A 15,931-nucleotide genomic window follows, 5' to 3' on the forward strand; every position below is an offset into this window, starting at 1 on the left:
TGCTCATCAGCCCCAGCGCATTCCAGGTATACCTGTCCTGCTGTTTCCCCGGTGAGTTCACCGTCTCCGGCAACCCAAGTCGGTTGTAGCTGATGCGTACCACCTTCCCTTCCGCGTCCGTCACCCGCGTCAGGTTGCCGTCCTCATCGTGGTCATATCCTGTGCTGCGCCCTGAACAGTCGGTGTACCGCGTCATCTGCCCCCGGCTGTCGAACGCCGTCTCCACCGTGCCACCCGCCGCATCCGTCCGGCTGCACATCTGCCCCTGTTCATCGTAAGCGTATTGCGTCACCCGCCCTTCCGGGTCCGTCTCCTGCACTGGCTGGCCGTGGGCGTTGTACTGCGTTTTCCAGACAGCGTCATCGTCCAGCGCCGTGCGCGTGATTTCGTCGAACTCACCGTTCCACTGCGTCTGCGTCACCCGGCCTTCCGGATCTGTCGTCTTCACCACCCGGTTCTGGATGTCATATTCATACGCCACCGTGCGACCGCCGGGCAGCTCAATGTTGACAGGGAAGTGGTCTTCGTTGTACGTGAAGCGGTACATTCCACCGCCCGGCGTCCGGTGCGCGGTGATATACGTCTCCCTGTCGTACCACCACTGCCATGACTCCCCCTGCCTGCCGGTGACGGTGGTGGTGCCTGCGGCAAAATCATAGTCAAAGCGGTAATGTTCACCGTCACTGGTGTCGTGCTCCGTCACGCGCGGCGCGCCGTCGAGTTCCTGCCAGCGGTAGCGGCAGGTGAACCCCGCCGCATTGCTGTGCGCCGTCATCAGCCCGTTTTCATAAGCAAACTGCCGCACCTGCGTTCCCGCCCGGTTCACCACGCCGGTCAGTTGACCGTTATCGTCATACCGGTACTCCACCAGATTGCCACGGGTGCCGCCCTGCACCAGTTCAATTCGCGACAGCCGCTCCCCTGCCGGGGTCTGTGTGCGGTGCAGTAACAGGTGATGCCCGCTGCTGGAGGCTATCCGTACCAGTCTGCCTCCTTCGTGCCCGAAGACAATGCGCTGGCGGTGCGGCGTCTCCATAAACAGCAGGTATGCCATGCCGTCACTGTCAAAATCACCAAATACGTAATAGCTGCGATCGGTGTAATGCAGCACGTAACGCCCGTCATGCAGGCGGCTGAGGTATAACTGTTCTTCCGGGTCAAATATCTGGTGGCCGGGCGTCAGCATCGTTTTCGGGTAACGCAGTTCCCGCCCCTGTACGCCGGTCAGCGTGATGTGTTCATCGTCCTCGCGCAGGCTGGTTTCCCAGTTCAGCCGCCAGCCCCGTCCCAACAGTCCCACGGTTTCCAGGTGGCTGGCGTAAAAACGCGAGCAGGTGACCGGCAGGCGACCGGGCAGGGTGAAGTCCGTTTCCGGCAGCAGGATTTTCTGCCCGGTGGTCACATCCACCGGATTGCTGAACAGCCCGCTGATAGCCTCACCCACGGCCATCCCGACAAGCTCCCCGCCGATAAACTTAGCGGCACATTTAGTGCCAAATTTCGTCCCCAGCTTTGCCGCCTGCCGCCACGCCCCGGCCAGCCCGCCGAGCAGACTCGCCACGACAAACAATACATCCACCACCTTGCGCAGCCAGTCCGGAATTTCAGAACTGATTTCCAGTACCGTCTGTGTGCCGCCGCCGAGAAACACATTCGGCGAACCGTCTTCAATCACCGCGTCGCATTCGGTGTGGTCATCCTTACGGGCGGCGGGCTGGCTGTTGATGTAGATATTTTCCGACCCCTGGGCGATGCGTTTTTCTGCGATATGGTTATCGCATTTCACCGTACTCAGTACCGCGCGCGCCGCCGGGCGACTGTTGGTGCTGACATTCTCCGAACCGGTGAGGATTTTTCCTGCCGTGTGGTGGTTGGAGCGCCCGATGGCCTCGCCCAGTTGCAATACCCCGGAGGCTATTTGATCGGCCATAAAACCCAGAATCAGCCCGGCAAGAAAACCGCAGCTAAAGAAGGCAAAGGCGGCAAGCGCGATAATGGCGATGCCGATGATAGCGCCGATAAGAAACCCGGCGAGCGCACTGGTGTGGTAGATAGGGTCATCCACACGGGCTGCTTCATACATGGTCACACCTCCGTGTGATTATTCGTTTTTATCCGGCTGAAAGCCTGCCAGCCAGGTGTTCCAGAGCAGGTCTGCTTTATCATCAAAAGGACGGGGACTGGTCAGGGTGAAGACCAGTACCTTGCCAGGGGTTGCAATAAACCCGGCCTGACGCTGGTACACTTCCGTTTTCCCGGATTTATGGGTGGCGGCAATTTGTTCCCCCATCAGGGCATCATTGCCCGTTCCTGCCTGTGCAGGCGCTCGCGACAATACCCGGTGCTGACCGAGATTTTTTTTCATCAGTGCAATCTGGCGGTCAATATAGGCGGGCAGGTCTTCATCAGGTTTTAGCGTATCGCGGGAAATATTCAGGCTGGGCGATGTTCGTTCATTGCCCTCCAGGATAAAAATATTGACGCTGCGATCCGTAAATGTTTCAGGCAGGACAAAACACCCTTCCTGTATGCGGTATGGTCGATCCATGAGAACTCCAGGTTTAATTCAGATCACTCAGAGGTGGGAAGGGGGGCAATATCATCGGCGGTTACGGCTGTGCCGCCATCCGGGTTCATATCAATACCTTTACCAATCAGTTGCATGACATCGCTGGTATGTAACATCAGTTGCTTGCCACAAAACTCAATGGAGCCGTCCTTATGTAAAACAAGCGCCGCATTGCCGCAGCGAAGCGTGAATTGATCGCCAACATCTAAACGATAAGTGGTGCCGATATTGATCGTCTGCGCCAGTTTTACGGAAAGGCCGTCATTCTTCGTTACCGTGGTGTTTCTGTCCTCACCAATACTGTTGGTTTCATTTTTAATAATGGTTTTAGTGCGATCCACCATAACCGTATGCGTTTCATTATTCTTCACCGTGGTGTTGAGATCTTTTTCCGCGTGGAACTTCACTTCCTCCGCGCCCGTTTTGTCGTCAAAACGCAGCATGTTGCCGTTCGTTGGCCCGCCATACAGCGAGTGGCTGAAGATCCCGCTCTGCGACGCCATTCCCGGCAGTCCCCACGGCGGCATGGTGTCCTGGTTGTAGGTGCGCCCCACGATGATCGGCAGATCCGGATCGCCGTTTTTGAAATCCACCAGCACTTCCTGGCCGATACGCGGGATCTGGATCATCCCGAAGCCTTTGCCCGCCCACGGGTAGCTGACGCGTATCCAGCAGGAGCTGTTTTCATCCATTTTGCCGTAGCGATCCCAGCCAAACTGCACCTTTACCCGCCCGTACTGATCCGTCCAGATTTCCTGGCCCGACGGGCCGGTGACGATGGCGCTCTGCGGCCCTTTGGTGTGGGGTTTGCTCACCGTCCGCTGCGGGCGGAACACCTCACGGGTCGGGTGCAGTTCAAAACGGGTGGAAAAGGTAAAGTGCTGGTCCTGCCCGCTGTGCTGCGCATTGTCCTGCACAAACAGCAAGGTCTGCATCAGCAGGTATTCCTGATTGACTTCGGCAGTGGGATAGTTTTCCAGCGTGAAGGTATAACCGGTCATGAGTGTGCGGATATTCCCTCCCCCCAGCACCCGACTGCCGGGGCTGCGCTGCGCTTCCATACGAATGCGCGTCAGCATCTCGCCTTCACTCTTGTCGAAGTAGTCTCCCGGCCACTCATAATGCTCGTAGGTGGCATGACCGGTTTCACGCGGGTTTGCCACGGTGTTTGCCAGCAATGAACGTGGCTTCGTAAAATCGAAATCATCCAGCACCCACTGGCCAGTCCGCAGACTCTCGTTTGCCGTGATAGTGTGGATAAACTCCTTGTCCAGCTTCAGCCCTTCCTGGTGCCACTCGACCAACGGCGAGTCCGGACATGCTTTGTGGGCGCTGATGGCATCCGCCAGCACCAGCGTGTGGCTGTCCTCGCTGTGCTCAAACCACCAGTAGATACCCCACTCCTGCATCAGTCGCTGAAGAAAATCAAAATCAGTTTCACCGTACTGCACCTGCCAGGTGCGTAACGGGTAGCTTTCCACCAGCCGCTTTTCCACCGGGTAGGGGTATTCCGCCAGCACTTCATCCAGAATATCCACCACGGTTTTATTCTGGAATGCTTTGTAGTCGCTGGTATGGGTCAGCAGTTTTACCCACGGCTCCATACGCAGCTCATAGGTAACCGAACGCCCTTCATGGCCCACCACCCGCGCCGCCGTGACCAGCCCGCTGATATGTCGTTTACCGCCACCATCCAGTTCGATGTTGACGCACAGATCTTTGCCCACCATCGGTTTGAGCGGCAGGTTGGCCGCCGGGGAGACATAGCCCAGATTCAGGGTGTCGGGCGTTTTTAGCTGTACCACATAACTGAACAGTTCACTTAATGTTTCGCCGCCGTCCAGGCTGGCGAACAGTAATGCGCCCGGCGGTACGGCGCTGCCGCTGACCGTCACATTATGCGCCCCCGGCCCGCCTGCAACAGCAGAGACGATGGCCGATACCGCATCCTGCGCCATACCTGCGGCGGCGGCAGCCTGCGCCGCTGCTACCGCGGCTTTCACCAGTCCTGATGGCTCCGGCAATGCGCCAAACAGCGATCCCGCAGCCTGTTCCACGGCGGCTTCCGCCGCATCTGCCACGCTTCCGGCGACTGAATCTGCGGTGACACCGCCACTTTCTCCGGTTATCGGCGGCGTGGTTGTCGTCAGCCCTCCCATACCGGATTTATTATTTGTGGATACAAAACTCATGGTAGTGACTCCTTTAATACCGGATTAAAATAAATAGACTCACCGTCAGGAAACAGTGCCCCGCACTTTATAATGCAACCAGCCTGTTATATTTAAATATTTACCAGAAGAACAGGGTATATTGCTGACAAGAGCCATGAAAATAAAAACACAAAAATTAGCACATAACATAAATACTGAATTACATAAATAAGGAAATGAATATAACAATATTATGATTTTATTTTTATTACGCTTACCAGATTCACATTGCATTTTATAGAAATTTGATTAATAACCAGCACACCGCCAGTCATATACTTTATCATCGTGCTCATTACTTATCTGGCCACCATTGTAATGATTGTCAACCACAGCACGTCCAGACACGATAATTTCAGCCGGTTTTAACGGTATTATTGTTTTGTTCCACCATTCGTTTGCTGACCAGAAACATACTTAACATTAACCGTAAATGTCTTTTCACCATTTTCTTTTTCCGTCTCCTGTTTCAGAATACGGAAAAACACCGGTTCCACTTCAATACAACCATGACTGTAACCTTTGGTGGAATCATGGATATAAAAACCACCCCGCTTGCCCCCACAGGCTTTTCGGGTCTTCTCATCCGCTGATTCCAGCCGGATACGGTTATATCCCCAGTTAGCCCAGTACATCTCACATGTTCCGGCAGCCTGGCCTCGCGGAATGGTACTCCAGCCCCATGATGGTCCCAGATCACAATCCGCAGCATTTCTTATCGGTGCCTCCCCCTGAAACTGAATAAACAATTTATAATTCCCTTCCGGTATCGCCGCATCCGGCACACACTGTTTATCTGGCCACTGTAAATCCGGTAACCCCGTGGTCGCCTTAAATATCCCGATACCAGGCCATGTCAGCTTTTGCCCGTCAAAAGTCAGTCTTACCGCCATCATCTTCTCCCTGACTATTCTGTGTATTACAGCGGTGGTGTACAACGTATCATTAGCGCCAGCTTCTGATCCCGTACAGACTGGTTATCCACCGATAATACAAAGCTGAAAGGATAACGTCCCTGCATCTTCGCCAGTGAGATATTCCCCTCCTGAAGGGAATATGCACTTCCGCGTCCGTAACCCTCAACATCCTGCGCCAGTAAGCTGGTATAGTTGATTAATGTTGAGAAACAGCCACATTCACCGGTACTTTTTTTCAGTGTGACCGTTGTTTTCAGAATGGTAAGGTTATCCATTTCCTGACGATGAACGGGATGGATATCCACACACTCCGCCAGCGGGTTATCAATGTTTACATCTGTTCCGCCCCAGGCAAATACGGGCAGGAACATTCCTGCACAGGCAGACATAAACAGAACCTCTACAGCGTACTTTTTCACAGCATCTGACCTCTATTTTTTTCATCCACCAGTCGCAGCGCATCCACATACCGCCCTTCACTGTTCTGCTGCCAGAACCAGCCTTGCCCTGGCAGGTAACGTATGCCCGGTAGATCCAACTATCCCGCTATTCATCTGTACAGCCCAGCCCCCGGCGCTGTACCACTTCACTGGCAAATGTCGCGCCAGTTTTTTTCATTATTTCTTGTTGTATTTTTTGCAACTGCGGAAATATAACTCTCTCACATTTATTTATTTCCCATATATCACCAGTTTGAGAACTTACTGAAAACAGTCCCCAATAATCGATTGCTCCGGCAGTCGGTGTATCATAGCCAAGGCTAAAATCATAATATCCCGGATGGGGAGGATTTCCGTGTTTATCCTGCAAATCACCGTCAACAAAAACGCCATCCAGCGATAAATCATATTTTTGATATTTAAGTGCAATAATGAGTAGTTTTTCTGCCTGTGCTTTCGTCATTCCACCGCGATTTATATCTGACAAATTAAATTCAGATACAACCGCTTGGGCATAACAGAACTCAGATATAAAGAGAAAAAAAACAAGCATTATTTTACGGGGCATGCTATTCTCCGACCGACCATAATAATTATTCCAGCAGTTATCCTGGCGTAATTATCCGTACCACCAGTAATATGAGATCCTGAATTAAACCCAGCTGCTACCAGAGCTTCAGAGAAGGCCAGAGCATCTTTTTTCCCCCGAACAGCGTCACCATACTTGACAGCAAAAGATCGCGCACAAACTGAAAACGAAGAAAAAATAGCCACCCAAGTTTTGTTACTATCCTTTGGATGAACCCGACCTGACTGAAATGATGCAGGAGCCTGGAGAGAAAAGTAATTATTATATTCCCTGGCAATACGACCTGTACCATATTGACTTTCGGCAGCAGCAAGACCCAGTATATTCTCTACCGGTACGTCAAGCTCTTTTGCAATTATCTCACAAACCTTCATGTGCTCCTGGACAAATCTTACCGCGCCCACGTTATTACACGCTTTATCATAAGCACCCATTTCTTCATTCCTTAGCAGGTGTTTTTAAAACCACCATGTTCATTATTTCTCCACCAGTCGCAGCGCATCCACATACCGCCCTTCACTGTTCTGCTGCCAGAACCAGCCTTGCCCCGGTGTTGCCTGCCCCAGCGTCTTACCCGGCCAGCCCGGCCACGGCAGATAACGCACGCCCGGCAGTTCTACTACCGGTGCTTCATCCGGCAGCCCGGTCAGTTCCCGGCTGCGCTGCGATGTTCGTCGTAACCCGCGCAGCCACTGCGCCCACCACGGCCCCGGCTGCCACATCGCCCATAGCTGGTCCACCTGCTCCGTCAGCCGCCCGCGCCGCATCGTGTCCGGCGTGATATGCTGCGCCGCCAGCCTCGCCAGCCAGTACAGCCAGCCCTGCGTCTCCTGCAAACTCTCGTCCAGCCACTCCCGACCGCAGCGCTGGTAAATCACCAGCGGCCACGGGCGTCCCACGCTATCCCGTGACGCCATCAGCACTCCGGTCAGCCAGTCAGTCGTCCCACCCATCGGCAAAAATCCCGGCGACATCACAAAGCTCCACGGCAGCGGATGGTGTTCCGGCGCGGGCATATCATGTTCGCCACGCGGCGACAGGTGCATCCAGCCGTCACGCTCTTCATCGGTCGTCTGGCCTTCCGGCAACACGATATGCCGCCCGCTGCCCACCCATGTCTGGCGGTTCAGCCAGTCCTGCCATATTCGTCCCTCTTCAGCGCCCACTCGCCAGCGCACATAGTCGCGCTGGTCCGGCAGCCTGCCGAACATCGCCGGGGCTGATACCACTGCTGGCCGGCGCATTACAGCGCCCTCGCCGGGCAACTGAAGTTCTGCAACAGCTCCCGGCTGACCGGGTTAAAATCCCGCCCGGCGGTGATTTCCAGCACCACCCGGCGACCGTCAAAATCATATTCCACCAGTTGACGCCCCCGCACCGCCGTTTCCTGTACCATTCCGGCGTCCAGCAGATGAAACAGCGCCCACGGCCCGCCGGTCAGTAGCGTTGAGGTGTCCTGGCGAATACGCGGGCTGGCGGTGATTTCCGCCATCGAGCCGTTGCGCGGTCCCGGCCACGTCACTTTCAGGGGCCGGTCCGGACCATGGGCGTAGCGCAGCACCTGACCGTCGATATCAATCACCAGTTCCGTGATGGCCGGGTCCATATCCACCACGCTAATCTGCATCGACCAAGAAAATTTTTTCCCGCCCTCGCTGTTAAAAAACACGCTGCGGATCTGCTTCGCCTGCTGAAACGGCGTTAAATCCGGCCCCTGCAATGTCATGTTGCCTTCGGTCGGTTTGTAGCGCCACGGGTCGCTGGCGGTGTCCGCCAGCGGAGCCAGTTGTTTGCTCCAGAAAGCATCCAGTACGCCGCCGCTGGCGAAAATGCGGTTAAAGTCCTCGGCGCTGACCTCCTGCGGACTGTCGGCGAACGGATAGCGCCCGTCGATGGCGTCACGGCAGTCGTCGCCCATCATCGCCTCCATCTGGGTGTTCAGCACGTCGCCGGTCCCGGCGTTGATTTTGCGCGTTCCCTGCTTCGTCAGATCCAGCAGGATGTTTTTCAGCGGCGCAGGCAGTTTCGCCGCCTCCAGTTGCAACTTGTCTGCGGCAGTAATGCGCGCTGGCAACGTCCCCGCCGCCAGCGCGCTATCAGCAATGGTCAGTTGGGTGTAATACTCGTTGAGCATGGTCAGCAGCGAAGCGATCTGCATCGTCCCACCGCCGCTCTGTCCGCCGTCCGTCCGCCCGGCAATGACCTCGCGCAGCGCGGCGAAACGGTCATCCACCAGCGTTTTTTCCAGCCGTTCTTCCGGGTGAATATCCTGGAACAGTTTTGCCGTCTGTACCACTTTCCCCGCGTTACCGGATGCGCGCTGCGCCAGTTGTTTCTGTCTGGCCTGCGGGTCCGGCGGCGGCACCAGCGTGGTCTGCTCCACCACCGCTTTTCCCAGCCGCATCAGCGGTGAGTCCGGCGACGCCAGGGTGCGCAGCACCTGTAAATCATAGGCCAGGCCGGAACTGCCCTCTTCCCCGGCACTGTTGATACTATGGATACTGTCCAGAAAATCCTGCCAGCGGCGGGCATATTCCGTCAGGTACAAACGGCGGACTTCGCGGGCGACAGACTGCTCCTGCCCCGGTATCTGGCTGCGCAGGCTGTCAGTCAGCTTTTTTGGCGTACTCTCCCGGCCCATCACCCAGCCATCGTTCGCCGTCGCCGCCGCCACAAATTCCGGTAATCGTTTGTCGAACAGCTCCCGGTAACCTTCACGGGTAAAAATACCCGGCACGCCCCGATCCAGCGGCGCGCCGTTGCTACGCACAAACACCGTTCCCGCATCCGCGCCCACAGCGCGTACCAGCGTGAACTCCTGCGGCGCTTCGCTCTCCATTGCCGCCAGCGCCCGCGCATAGATACGCTCGGTACTGGTGTGACCGTCGAGGAATGCCCGCGCCTGGCGGATCAGTGCCTCATTTTTCTCATACGGTGAATGCACCACCCGGCTGCCGTCAAACAGCGCTTCGATATGCGTCAGCACGGCGGCGCGCCCGCCGAACCCGGCCACGCTGTCGCTGTTCCCCAGATCGTTAATCACCCACGACTGGATCTCCGCCGCGTTGTATTTATCTTCGTGATCTTTATCCAGATTCAGTAGCAGATAGATGCGCAGGGCATCGTAGGCCGCTTTACTGTCCTGACGGGCAATGGCGTCCGCCAGCACATACTCCATCCGTTTCACCAGCGGCGGCAGCAGCAGTTGATCCAGCAGGCGGTTGTACAGCGACGCCACGCTGTCGGTTACCGGCGGTACGCTGTACAGGCCGTAGCGCCAGGTCAGCGGCGGCGCGTCCGGGTCCAGTTCCGGCCAGGCGGACAGTTCCCTTGCGCTATCCAGCAGTGCCGGGACGGGAGCCATCGCCGGTTTACCGGTGTAGGCTTTCACTTCACCGTCCAGCCGGGTCGCGCGGGCGCTGATTTCATTCATATAGTCGCCGTTGGTCTGCTGGCTGGTCTGCATCCCCTGCCACAACAGGAATGCCAGCACCAGTACCAGCAGGTGCCCGCCGAGGCGCAGCAGGCGGTAACGCCAGGCCCACTGGAGGTTTGGCTCCACCAGGTGCGCTTCACGGAAAATAAACTGTGTTAGCAGATCATGCAGAAAGTAGCTGCGGTTGCCGTCCGGCAGAGCGTGTGGGAGAGAGGCGGAGGATTCGCCACGGGCGGTTTTTATCGCCCGGACAAAGCGCTGCCAGATACTCAACTGGTCGGCCACGGCGTCGGCCTGCGCCTGCGCGGCGCTGGTGAAAAACACCCCGCGCAGCGTGTTATTCAGTTGCGTGGCATCGAATTTTGAATCGAGGAAGATCTGTTCAATAGCCTCCAGCAACGGCTCGCCGAGGGCGGCGAACTCACGCGGGAAGGTATACAGCCGCTGGCGGCTTTTAAGGTCGTACTCTTCCTGTAACCGGGTATCCAGTCCCTGATCCAGCCGCAGCGTCAGGCGCGCCAGCTCCTGCGCGCAGGCGGCATGCAGCGCCTGCGGGTCGCCCGTTTTTCGCCTGCGGCTGTACGGCAACGTAAAGCCCCAGATTTGTGCGCGAAGATGGCTGGTCAGCGTGCGAAAATACTCGCTGAACCCCGGCAACAAATCCATTTTGGTGACCACCAGATAGACCGGAAAGCGAATCCCCAGGGTCTCGCGCAGTTCTGCCAGTCGCGCCCGCAGAGCGGCGCAGGCCGCCAGGCGTTCCGCCGGTGACTGTGCGGTTAAATCCGCCACGTTTAGCGTCAGGATCACGCCGTTAAGCGGCGCGCCGGGGCGATGTTTACGCAGCAGACCGAGAAAGCCCTGCCACTCTCCGGCGTTACGCTGCGCGGCGCTCGCTTCGCCGCCGTCATCGTGGCGGGCGTAGCGTCCGGCGGTATCAATCAACACCGCTTCGTTGGTAAACCACCAGTCGCAGTGTAGCGTGCCGCCACCCGGCACTGTCAGGATACGCGAGGTCTGCTCCATTTGCTCCGCCAGCGGGAACTGCAATCCGGTGTTCAGCAGGGCCGTGGTTTTGCCGTCGCCGGGACTGCCGACCACCATGAACCACGGCAGCTCATACAGAAAGCGTTTTCCCTCGAAGATTTTACGCCAGCCAGGCATATCCACCCGCAACTGCCGCAGCTGCCGGATGGCCTGCGTGACAATATGGTTGACGGTGCGCAGGTCGGCTTTGATCTCGCCTGCCACCGGTACCTCTTCCCCGCGCGGATGCAGGAAGCGACGCAGCAGTTGTTCATCCATACGCAGCGCACGCCACAGCCGGTACAGGCCGTACAGCGCGTACATCAGCAGGATGAAACCAATTAATGTCAGGCGGACCCACAGCGGCGCAAACGGATGGACATCGCCCAGGGCCAGCAGCGGTGTGACGAAGCCAATCGCCAGGCACAGGACACTGATGCCGATGATACTCATCGACCAGTTGACCAGCCACAGTACCAGCAGCATCAGCAACAGGGCAATGGTCACTACCCGGCTACCCACGGAGGCCAGCGGGCGCAGGGTATCAAATGACACCAGCGGCCCGACAAACCAGACCAGCAGCGCCAGAACCAGAACGCCCACAACTGCCAGCGCGCGCCGGGAAAAAAGCAGACTAAGAAATTTTTGCATTATATTTCGACTCGCCACCCAATAATCAATATTTTAAAATTCCCTGAATAAAGTAATATAACCATTAAATCTTACAGAACACTCATCAGCATTCATGAAGCTGGATGCAATGAAAATATCTTTTTCTTTATCTTTGTTAATATAGGTATATTTTGCCACGATAGATTTAACCTGATTTTCATAGTAACTATCGAAATAGGATTTTTTATCTAATATTGCCACTTTATTTTTGGCCTTATCTTTTTCATAATCCATCCTGGCCAGAGATTCTGCATAGACCTTAGATACAGGCGAGATATCAAGAATCTCTACCTTTGTTTTATCCTTTATAATAGTAGCGACATCTATATTCAGGTCATTTTTTATGGCATCAAATAATGATGACTCCATTGATGCTCCAACCGTAGCACACCCATAATCGTGCGCATAAGAAATGGCAGGAATACCCACCAACAGACAGACCATTATCTTAAACATATCAATCCCTTACTACCAAGACTTTACCACCAAGACTTTATCTGAACTGGCAGCGATAACATTATCACAGGGTATACCTGTCACATTTCAGGCTACATGTGCGCTGGCTTTACTCTCTTACCCCAGTCACGAACCAATGTATGCTCCCGGGGATTTATTTCCTTGCCGCCTTGATGCAACTTGAATGATTTTATATCTTACAGGGGTACTCTATTAATTTATTTATGATAAGTTCAGCCGCGCGAGAATTCAGTTCCTCATTGGTTTTATTTTTAAGAGAAACATAGACTAATTCATTTAATGTTAGCGTCTTAAATAAAGCGTATCCACACCACAGTTTGTTCTCTGTCGCATCCTCCACGCCGAGCAGATAGACACCCGCCCTGAGTTTATCCCGTTGATTACCAGACACCCAAAATTTAAAAAAGTCATTACCTGAAAGATTAAGCGCATCCGGAGTCAGGGATAAAATGGGAGATGACCGGGAAGCAATTTTTATGGAGGAGTCTGTCCTCTGACAGGGAAAATTTTTAACTAATGCTTCCTCTATTAGTATTGAAGCCCTTACATCAGGCTTTTTCACTGCGTGCTGTTCAAACCAGGTCAGCACAGTATGGTTTATTGTTATACTGTCAACCTGACCATATCCACACCAGGCTTTACTTTCTGTAGCATCCGCCACCCCCAGCATATACATCAGAGCATTGTCTTTTTTCTGTACGTTGTCAGTGGCATAAAATTTCAGGAAATCCCGAGTACTGAGGTTGACATTATCGGGGGAAATGAATCCTGCGTTAATCGGGGATCCGGCAAAAGCGCCACCGGATAACAGGCAACATAAGATGATCAAAAAAACACGAACAGATCGTGTTATGTGATATGTCGCTGAGATCCGATAATAATCCCCCGTCACGCCACATACTGCCGAATGATGAGACACATCATAGGTTGATTTTTTCATCATTCATTCACTCCACTACCAGAATTTCCACCCGACGGTTTTTCGCCCGCCCGGCTTTACTGCCGTTATCCGCCACCGGCACCGTATCGCCCTTGCCGACGATATGTACCCGTCCGGCAGGTACGCCGCCGGAGGTCAGTAACGCCGCAACTTCCGCCGCCCGTTTTTCCGATAGCACCAGGTTGGATGGGAATTCAGCCGAATGAATGGGCTGGCTGTCAGTGTGACCCGTTACAGTGACTGCGCCGCCCACGCGGGCGATTTCCCGCGCCGCTTTGTTAATCACTGGCCGGATTGCGTCACTCACCGTTTTCTGTCCCGGTACAAACATGGCGTCGCCACGGAAGACCACCCTACTGTGCTGGTCATCTTCGTCCACGGTCAGCAGGCCACGGGCGATTTCGTTTGCCAGCAGGATTTTCAGCCGCAGCTTATGAACCGGCACGGGCGGCGGCGGCAGTTTTATACCAATCGCATCAATATGCTGTTGTACGGTGACGGTCTGCACATCCATCCGGTGGCTGTAAAGGCCAAACAGCGTCAGCATCGCCAACAGGGCTATCCCGGCGCTCAGCCAGACCGGCACCCGGCGCATCCGCCGCAGTCGTCCGCTTATCGCCCCCTGAAAGTCAGGCGAGAGCGCGGGCATAACCGGATCGCGACGCTGTGAAAGCTGTGTCAGCAGTTGCTGGCGAATATTGTCCAGTTGCTTACGCCCGTCTGGCTGCACGCTGTAGCGGCCTTCAAATCCCAACCCCAGCAGGTGGTAGATAACCTCCAGTACGTTGCCATGCTCCTGGAAGCTGGCTGCCAGACGCCCGATGATCTGGAAAAGTTTTATCCCGCCTTCGCTTTCACCATGAAATGTTACCAGCAGGCTTTTTCCGGCCCAGACGCCGCGCCGTCCCCAGGTTGTGTTATTGGCGGCTTCATCAAGCGCCGTACACAGGCAGTAACGTACCGCCAGTACGTGCTCGCGCCGCAGGTTCGCCTGATCGCATAATGTCTGGTACAGATGCATCTCGCGTACCAACAGATTACGGTAAGGCTCTACCAGGGCCGCATCCAGTTTAGCGGGCATGGCTGCGAGAGCGCACAATAAAGGCCGGGCAGCGGCGAGCAACGGGTTAGCCGCCGCGCTGATTTCAGCCAGCCGGAGTTTGCTGTCCGGACCGTCTTCAACGATGACATTGAGTTCCGTGCGCTGGCTGGTGTGTACCGGCGTTTCATATTCACTGTCCTTATGCTCCGGCGTGGTGGACAAAAAGGACATCATGTCCGCCGCTGGCGGCGTCAGGGTACTGTCTGTCATTTATCGCGCACTCCCCACAGTTCTGTCTCCAGCCCCGGAAATTCCCCGGCGGTATGCATGGCCATCCCGCCGTAACGGGCAATGTGTTCCCACAATGCTCCCTCGCGGCGGATGTCGTAATAGATGTATCCGGCCTGAAACGGGATTTGGCGCGGTGGTACAGGCAGAACCTGCAAAGCCAGCCCCGGCAGATGCGAGCGGATCAGTTCCGGCAGGCGATCGGATGGCCCGATTTTGGTCTGGGCGGCAAAATGTTGCAGTAGCACATCGGTCGGCATTGAAGCCTTTATCGCCAGTACCAGCGTGCTGAAATCGGCAAGATCGGAAGGGGCCACCACCGCATTCAGGATGCCGTAAGTCCCCTCTTTCAGCTCGATGCGCTGCGCGCCCCGGATCAGTACCGCATTCAGCAGGAACTGCACCTCATCAACCAGCGATTTCACCCCGGCATAGGGCGTCAGGTGTTTGTACTCTTTGTATTCAGCGGGCCGTCGCGTTTGTGGACGCACATAGGTGGAGAGTTCCCCGGCCAGTTCGGACAGGTAGCGATACAACACTTCCGGGGCCAGCGGCGTTTTCGCCAGGTGGGTCAACAGCGGCTCAAAGCGATTGAGAATTTGCAGCAGCAGGTAATCGGAGACCTCCGCTGCTTCATGGCCGTGGTTGTCGCTGCCTGTCAGCCGTTCCGCCAGCGAATCGGCCCGCATCCGGATGAGATCGTTGATCCACGACAGCCAGGTACACATCAGTGAACTGGCCTGATAATTAATGATGGGCGGGATCAGGTCGTGGTCGATATCTATCCGCCCGTCAGGGTTCAGCCCGGTGATGCGGGTCAGCGGCAGGCCAATCCAGGCGCCCGTCACCGCTTTTTCCGGCAGCAGCCGCAGGCGCAGGTGACTGAGCTGTAATAACTGCGCGCCACGTCCCAGCGAGTTGGCGTCGCGGATGTCGTGTTCATGTACCGAGAAACGCGCCAGTGATTCCGGGTTATTGTCAAACGTAGTTTCTTCGCTGTTCGGCGCGCGAACCGGTACCGCCAGACAAATCTGCTGGTTCAGGTGCTCCGGCAGGATGGTCAGCGGCGGCGGCAGCGGGGTGTGGTCCGGTGCGTTAAACGGCGTGCCGTCAGGAAAAATCCCTGATGCCTCTTTCAGTATCAGTTTACCGATGTTCAGCGCTTCGCCATCAATATTGTAGTGGCTGAATCCCCAGAAAAAGGGGGTCAGCGGCAGGCTGCGGTAATGCATGACGTGTTCCAGATAACGCTCTTGCTGCTGAAACATCTGCGGCAGTAAAAATTGTCCTTCACTCCAGACTACGCGGTCATTCCAGCTCAT

General features: G+C 55.5%; 13 protein-coding genes and 1 pseudogene. All 14 read right to left on the reverse strand.

Features of this window, described 5'->3' with window-relative positions; all coding sequences use genetic code 11:
- A partial coding sequence (locus tag NBA72_RS23265; RefSeq protein ID WP_439005033.1) for a DUF6531 domain-containing protein occupies positions 1 to 2,083 on the reverse strand: 2,083 nt, incomplete at its 3' end.
- A gap of 18 nt (positions 2,084 to 2,101) precedes the next feature.
- Positions 2,102 to 2,548, reverse strand: a complete 447-nt coding sequence (locus NBA72_RS23270) for a DcrB-related protein (RefSeq protein WP_000375832.1) — start codon at positions 2,546 to 2,548, stop codon at positions 2,102 to 2,104.
- A 23-nt stretch (positions 2,549 to 2,571) separates the two neighbouring features.
- Positions 2,572 to 4,761 (reverse strand): type VI secretion system Vgr family protein, encoded by a 2,190-nt coding sequence (locus NBA72_RS23275; RefSeq protein ID WP_042948222.1) that lies wholly within the window; start codon positions 4,759 to 4,761, stop codon positions 2,572 to 2,574.
- A 395-nt stretch (positions 4,762 to 5,156) separates the two neighbouring features.
- Positions 5,157 to 5,678, reverse strand: a complete 522-nt coding sequence (locus tag NBA72_RS23280) for a DUF2778 domain-containing protein (protein ID WP_023994364.1) — start codon at positions 5,676 to 5,678, stop codon at positions 5,157 to 5,159.
- Between the two features lie 23 nt (positions 5,679 to 5,701).
- Entirely contained in the window at positions 5,702 to 6,118 is a 417-nt protein-coding gene (locus NBA72_RS23285) for a DUF2195 family protein (RefSeq protein WP_001596567.1), read from the reverse strand.
- Positions 6,115 to 6,237 (reverse strand): annotated as a pseudogene (locus NBA72_RS23290) (TagF domain-containing protein); the annotation flags it as partial. The gene NBA72_RS23285 and the pseudogene NBA72_RS23290, both read right to left, overlap by 4 nt.
- An 8-nt stretch (positions 6,238 to 6,245) precedes the next feature.
- Entirely contained in the window at positions 6,246 to 6,707 is a 462-nt protein-coding gene (locus tag NBA72_RS23295) for a hypothetical protein (protein WP_001529547.1), read from the reverse strand.
- Entirely contained in the window at positions 6,692 to 7,162 is a 471-nt protein-coding gene (locus NBA72_RS23300) for a glucosaminidase domain-containing protein (protein WP_000501517.1), read from the reverse strand. Before NBA72_RS23300 ends, NBA72_RS23295 begins: the two co-directional genes overlap by 16 nt.
- 42 nt (positions 7,163 to 7,204) lie before the next feature.
- Entirely contained in the window at positions 7,205 to 7,972 is a 768-nt protein-coding gene (locus NBA72_RS23305; protein ID WP_001254130.1) for a TagF domain-containing protein, read from the reverse strand.
- Positions 7,972 to 11,841, reverse strand: coding sequence for a Type VI secretion protein IcmF (gene icmF, locus NBA72_RS23310; protein ID WP_042948227.1), 3,870 nt, complete (start codon positions 11,839 to 11,841; stop codon positions 7,972 to 7,974). Before icmF ends, NBA72_RS23305 begins: the two co-directional genes overlap by 1 nt.
- 33 nt (positions 11,842 to 11,874) lie before the next feature.
- On the reverse strand, positions 11,875 to 12,306 hold the full coding sequence (gene sciR, locus NBA72_RS23315; RefSeq protein ID WP_077905250.1) for a Shiga-like toxin A subunit SciR: 432 nt from the start codon (positions 12,304 to 12,306) through the stop codon (positions 11,875 to 11,877).
- 202 nt (positions 12,307 to 12,508) lie between these two features.
- Positions 12,509 to 13,282 carry a Rap1a/Tai family immunity protein gene (locus NBA72_RS23320; RefSeq protein ID WP_023165879.1) on the reverse strand — a complete coding sequence of 258 codons (774 nt, stop codon included), beginning with the start codon at positions 13,280 to 13,282 and terminating at the stop codon, positions 12,509 to 12,511.
- A 4-nt stretch (positions 13,283 to 13,286) separates the two neighbouring features.
- The gene (gene tssL, locus NBA72_RS23325) at positions 13,287 to 14,591 is read right to left on the reverse strand and encodes a type VI secretion system protein TssL, long form (protein ID WP_000132483.1); all 1,305 of its coding nucleotides are present in this window, start codon (positions 14,589 to 14,591) and stop codon (positions 13,287 to 13,289) included.
- On the reverse strand, positions 14,588 to 15,931 hold the full coding sequence (tssK, locus tag NBA72_RS23330; protein ID WP_023205893.1) for a type VI secretion system baseplate subunit TssK: 1,344 nt from the start codon (positions 15,929 to 15,931) through the stop codon (positions 14,588 to 14,590). The genes tssL and tssK overlap by 4 nt, the downstream gene beginning before the upstream one ends.

Origin of the sequence: Salmonella sp. NW1250 (genome assembly GCF_051812965.1) — a bacterium.
Classification (GTDB): Bacteria; Pseudomonadota; Gammaproteobacteria; order Enterobacterales; family Enterobacteriaceae; genus Salmonella; species Salmonella enterica.

Coding starts and splice junctions, on each gene's coding strand:
- NBA72_RS23270 (WP_000375832.1), bottom strand. CDS start 2,548: ATGGATCGACCATACCGCATACAGGAAGGGTGTTTTGTCCTGCCTGAA.
- NBA72_RS23275 (WP_042948222.1), bottom strand. CDS start 4,761: ATGAGTTTTGTATCCACAAATAATAAATCCGGTATGGGAGGGCTGACG.
- NBA72_RS23280 (WP_023994364.1), bottom strand. CDS start 5,678: ATGATGGCGGTAAGACTGACTTTTGACGGGCAAAAGCTGACATGGCCT.
- NBA72_RS23295 (WP_001529547.1), bottom strand. CDS start 6,707: ATGCCCCGTAAAATAATGCTTGTTTTTTTTCTCTTTATATCTGAGTTC.
- NBA72_RS23300 (WP_000501517.1), bottom strand. CDS start 7,162: ATGGGTGCTTATGATAAAGCGTGTAATAACGTGGGCGCGGTAAGATTT.
- NBA72_RS23305 (WP_001254130.1), bottom strand. CDS start 7,972: ATGCGCCGGCCAGCAGTGGTATCAGCCCCGGCGATGTTCGGCAGGCTG.
- icmF (WP_042948227.1), bottom strand. CDS start 11,841: ATGCAAAAATTTCTTAGTCTGCTTTTTTCCCGGCGCGCGCTGGCAGTT.
- sciR (WP_077905250.1), bottom strand. CDS start 12,306: ATGGTCTGTCTGTTGGTGGGTATTCCTGCCATTTCTTATGCGCACGAT.
- NBA72_RS23320 (WP_023165879.1), bottom strand. CDS start 13,282: ATGATGAAAAAATCAACCTATGATGTGTCTCATCATTCGGCAGTATGT.
- tssL (WP_000132483.1), bottom strand. CDS start 14,591: ATGACAGACAGTACCCTGACGCCGCCAGCGGCGGACATGATGTCCTTT.
- tssK (WP_023205893.1), bottom strand. CDS start 15,931: ATGAGCTGGAATGACCGCGTAGTCTGGAGTGAAGGACAATTTTTACTG.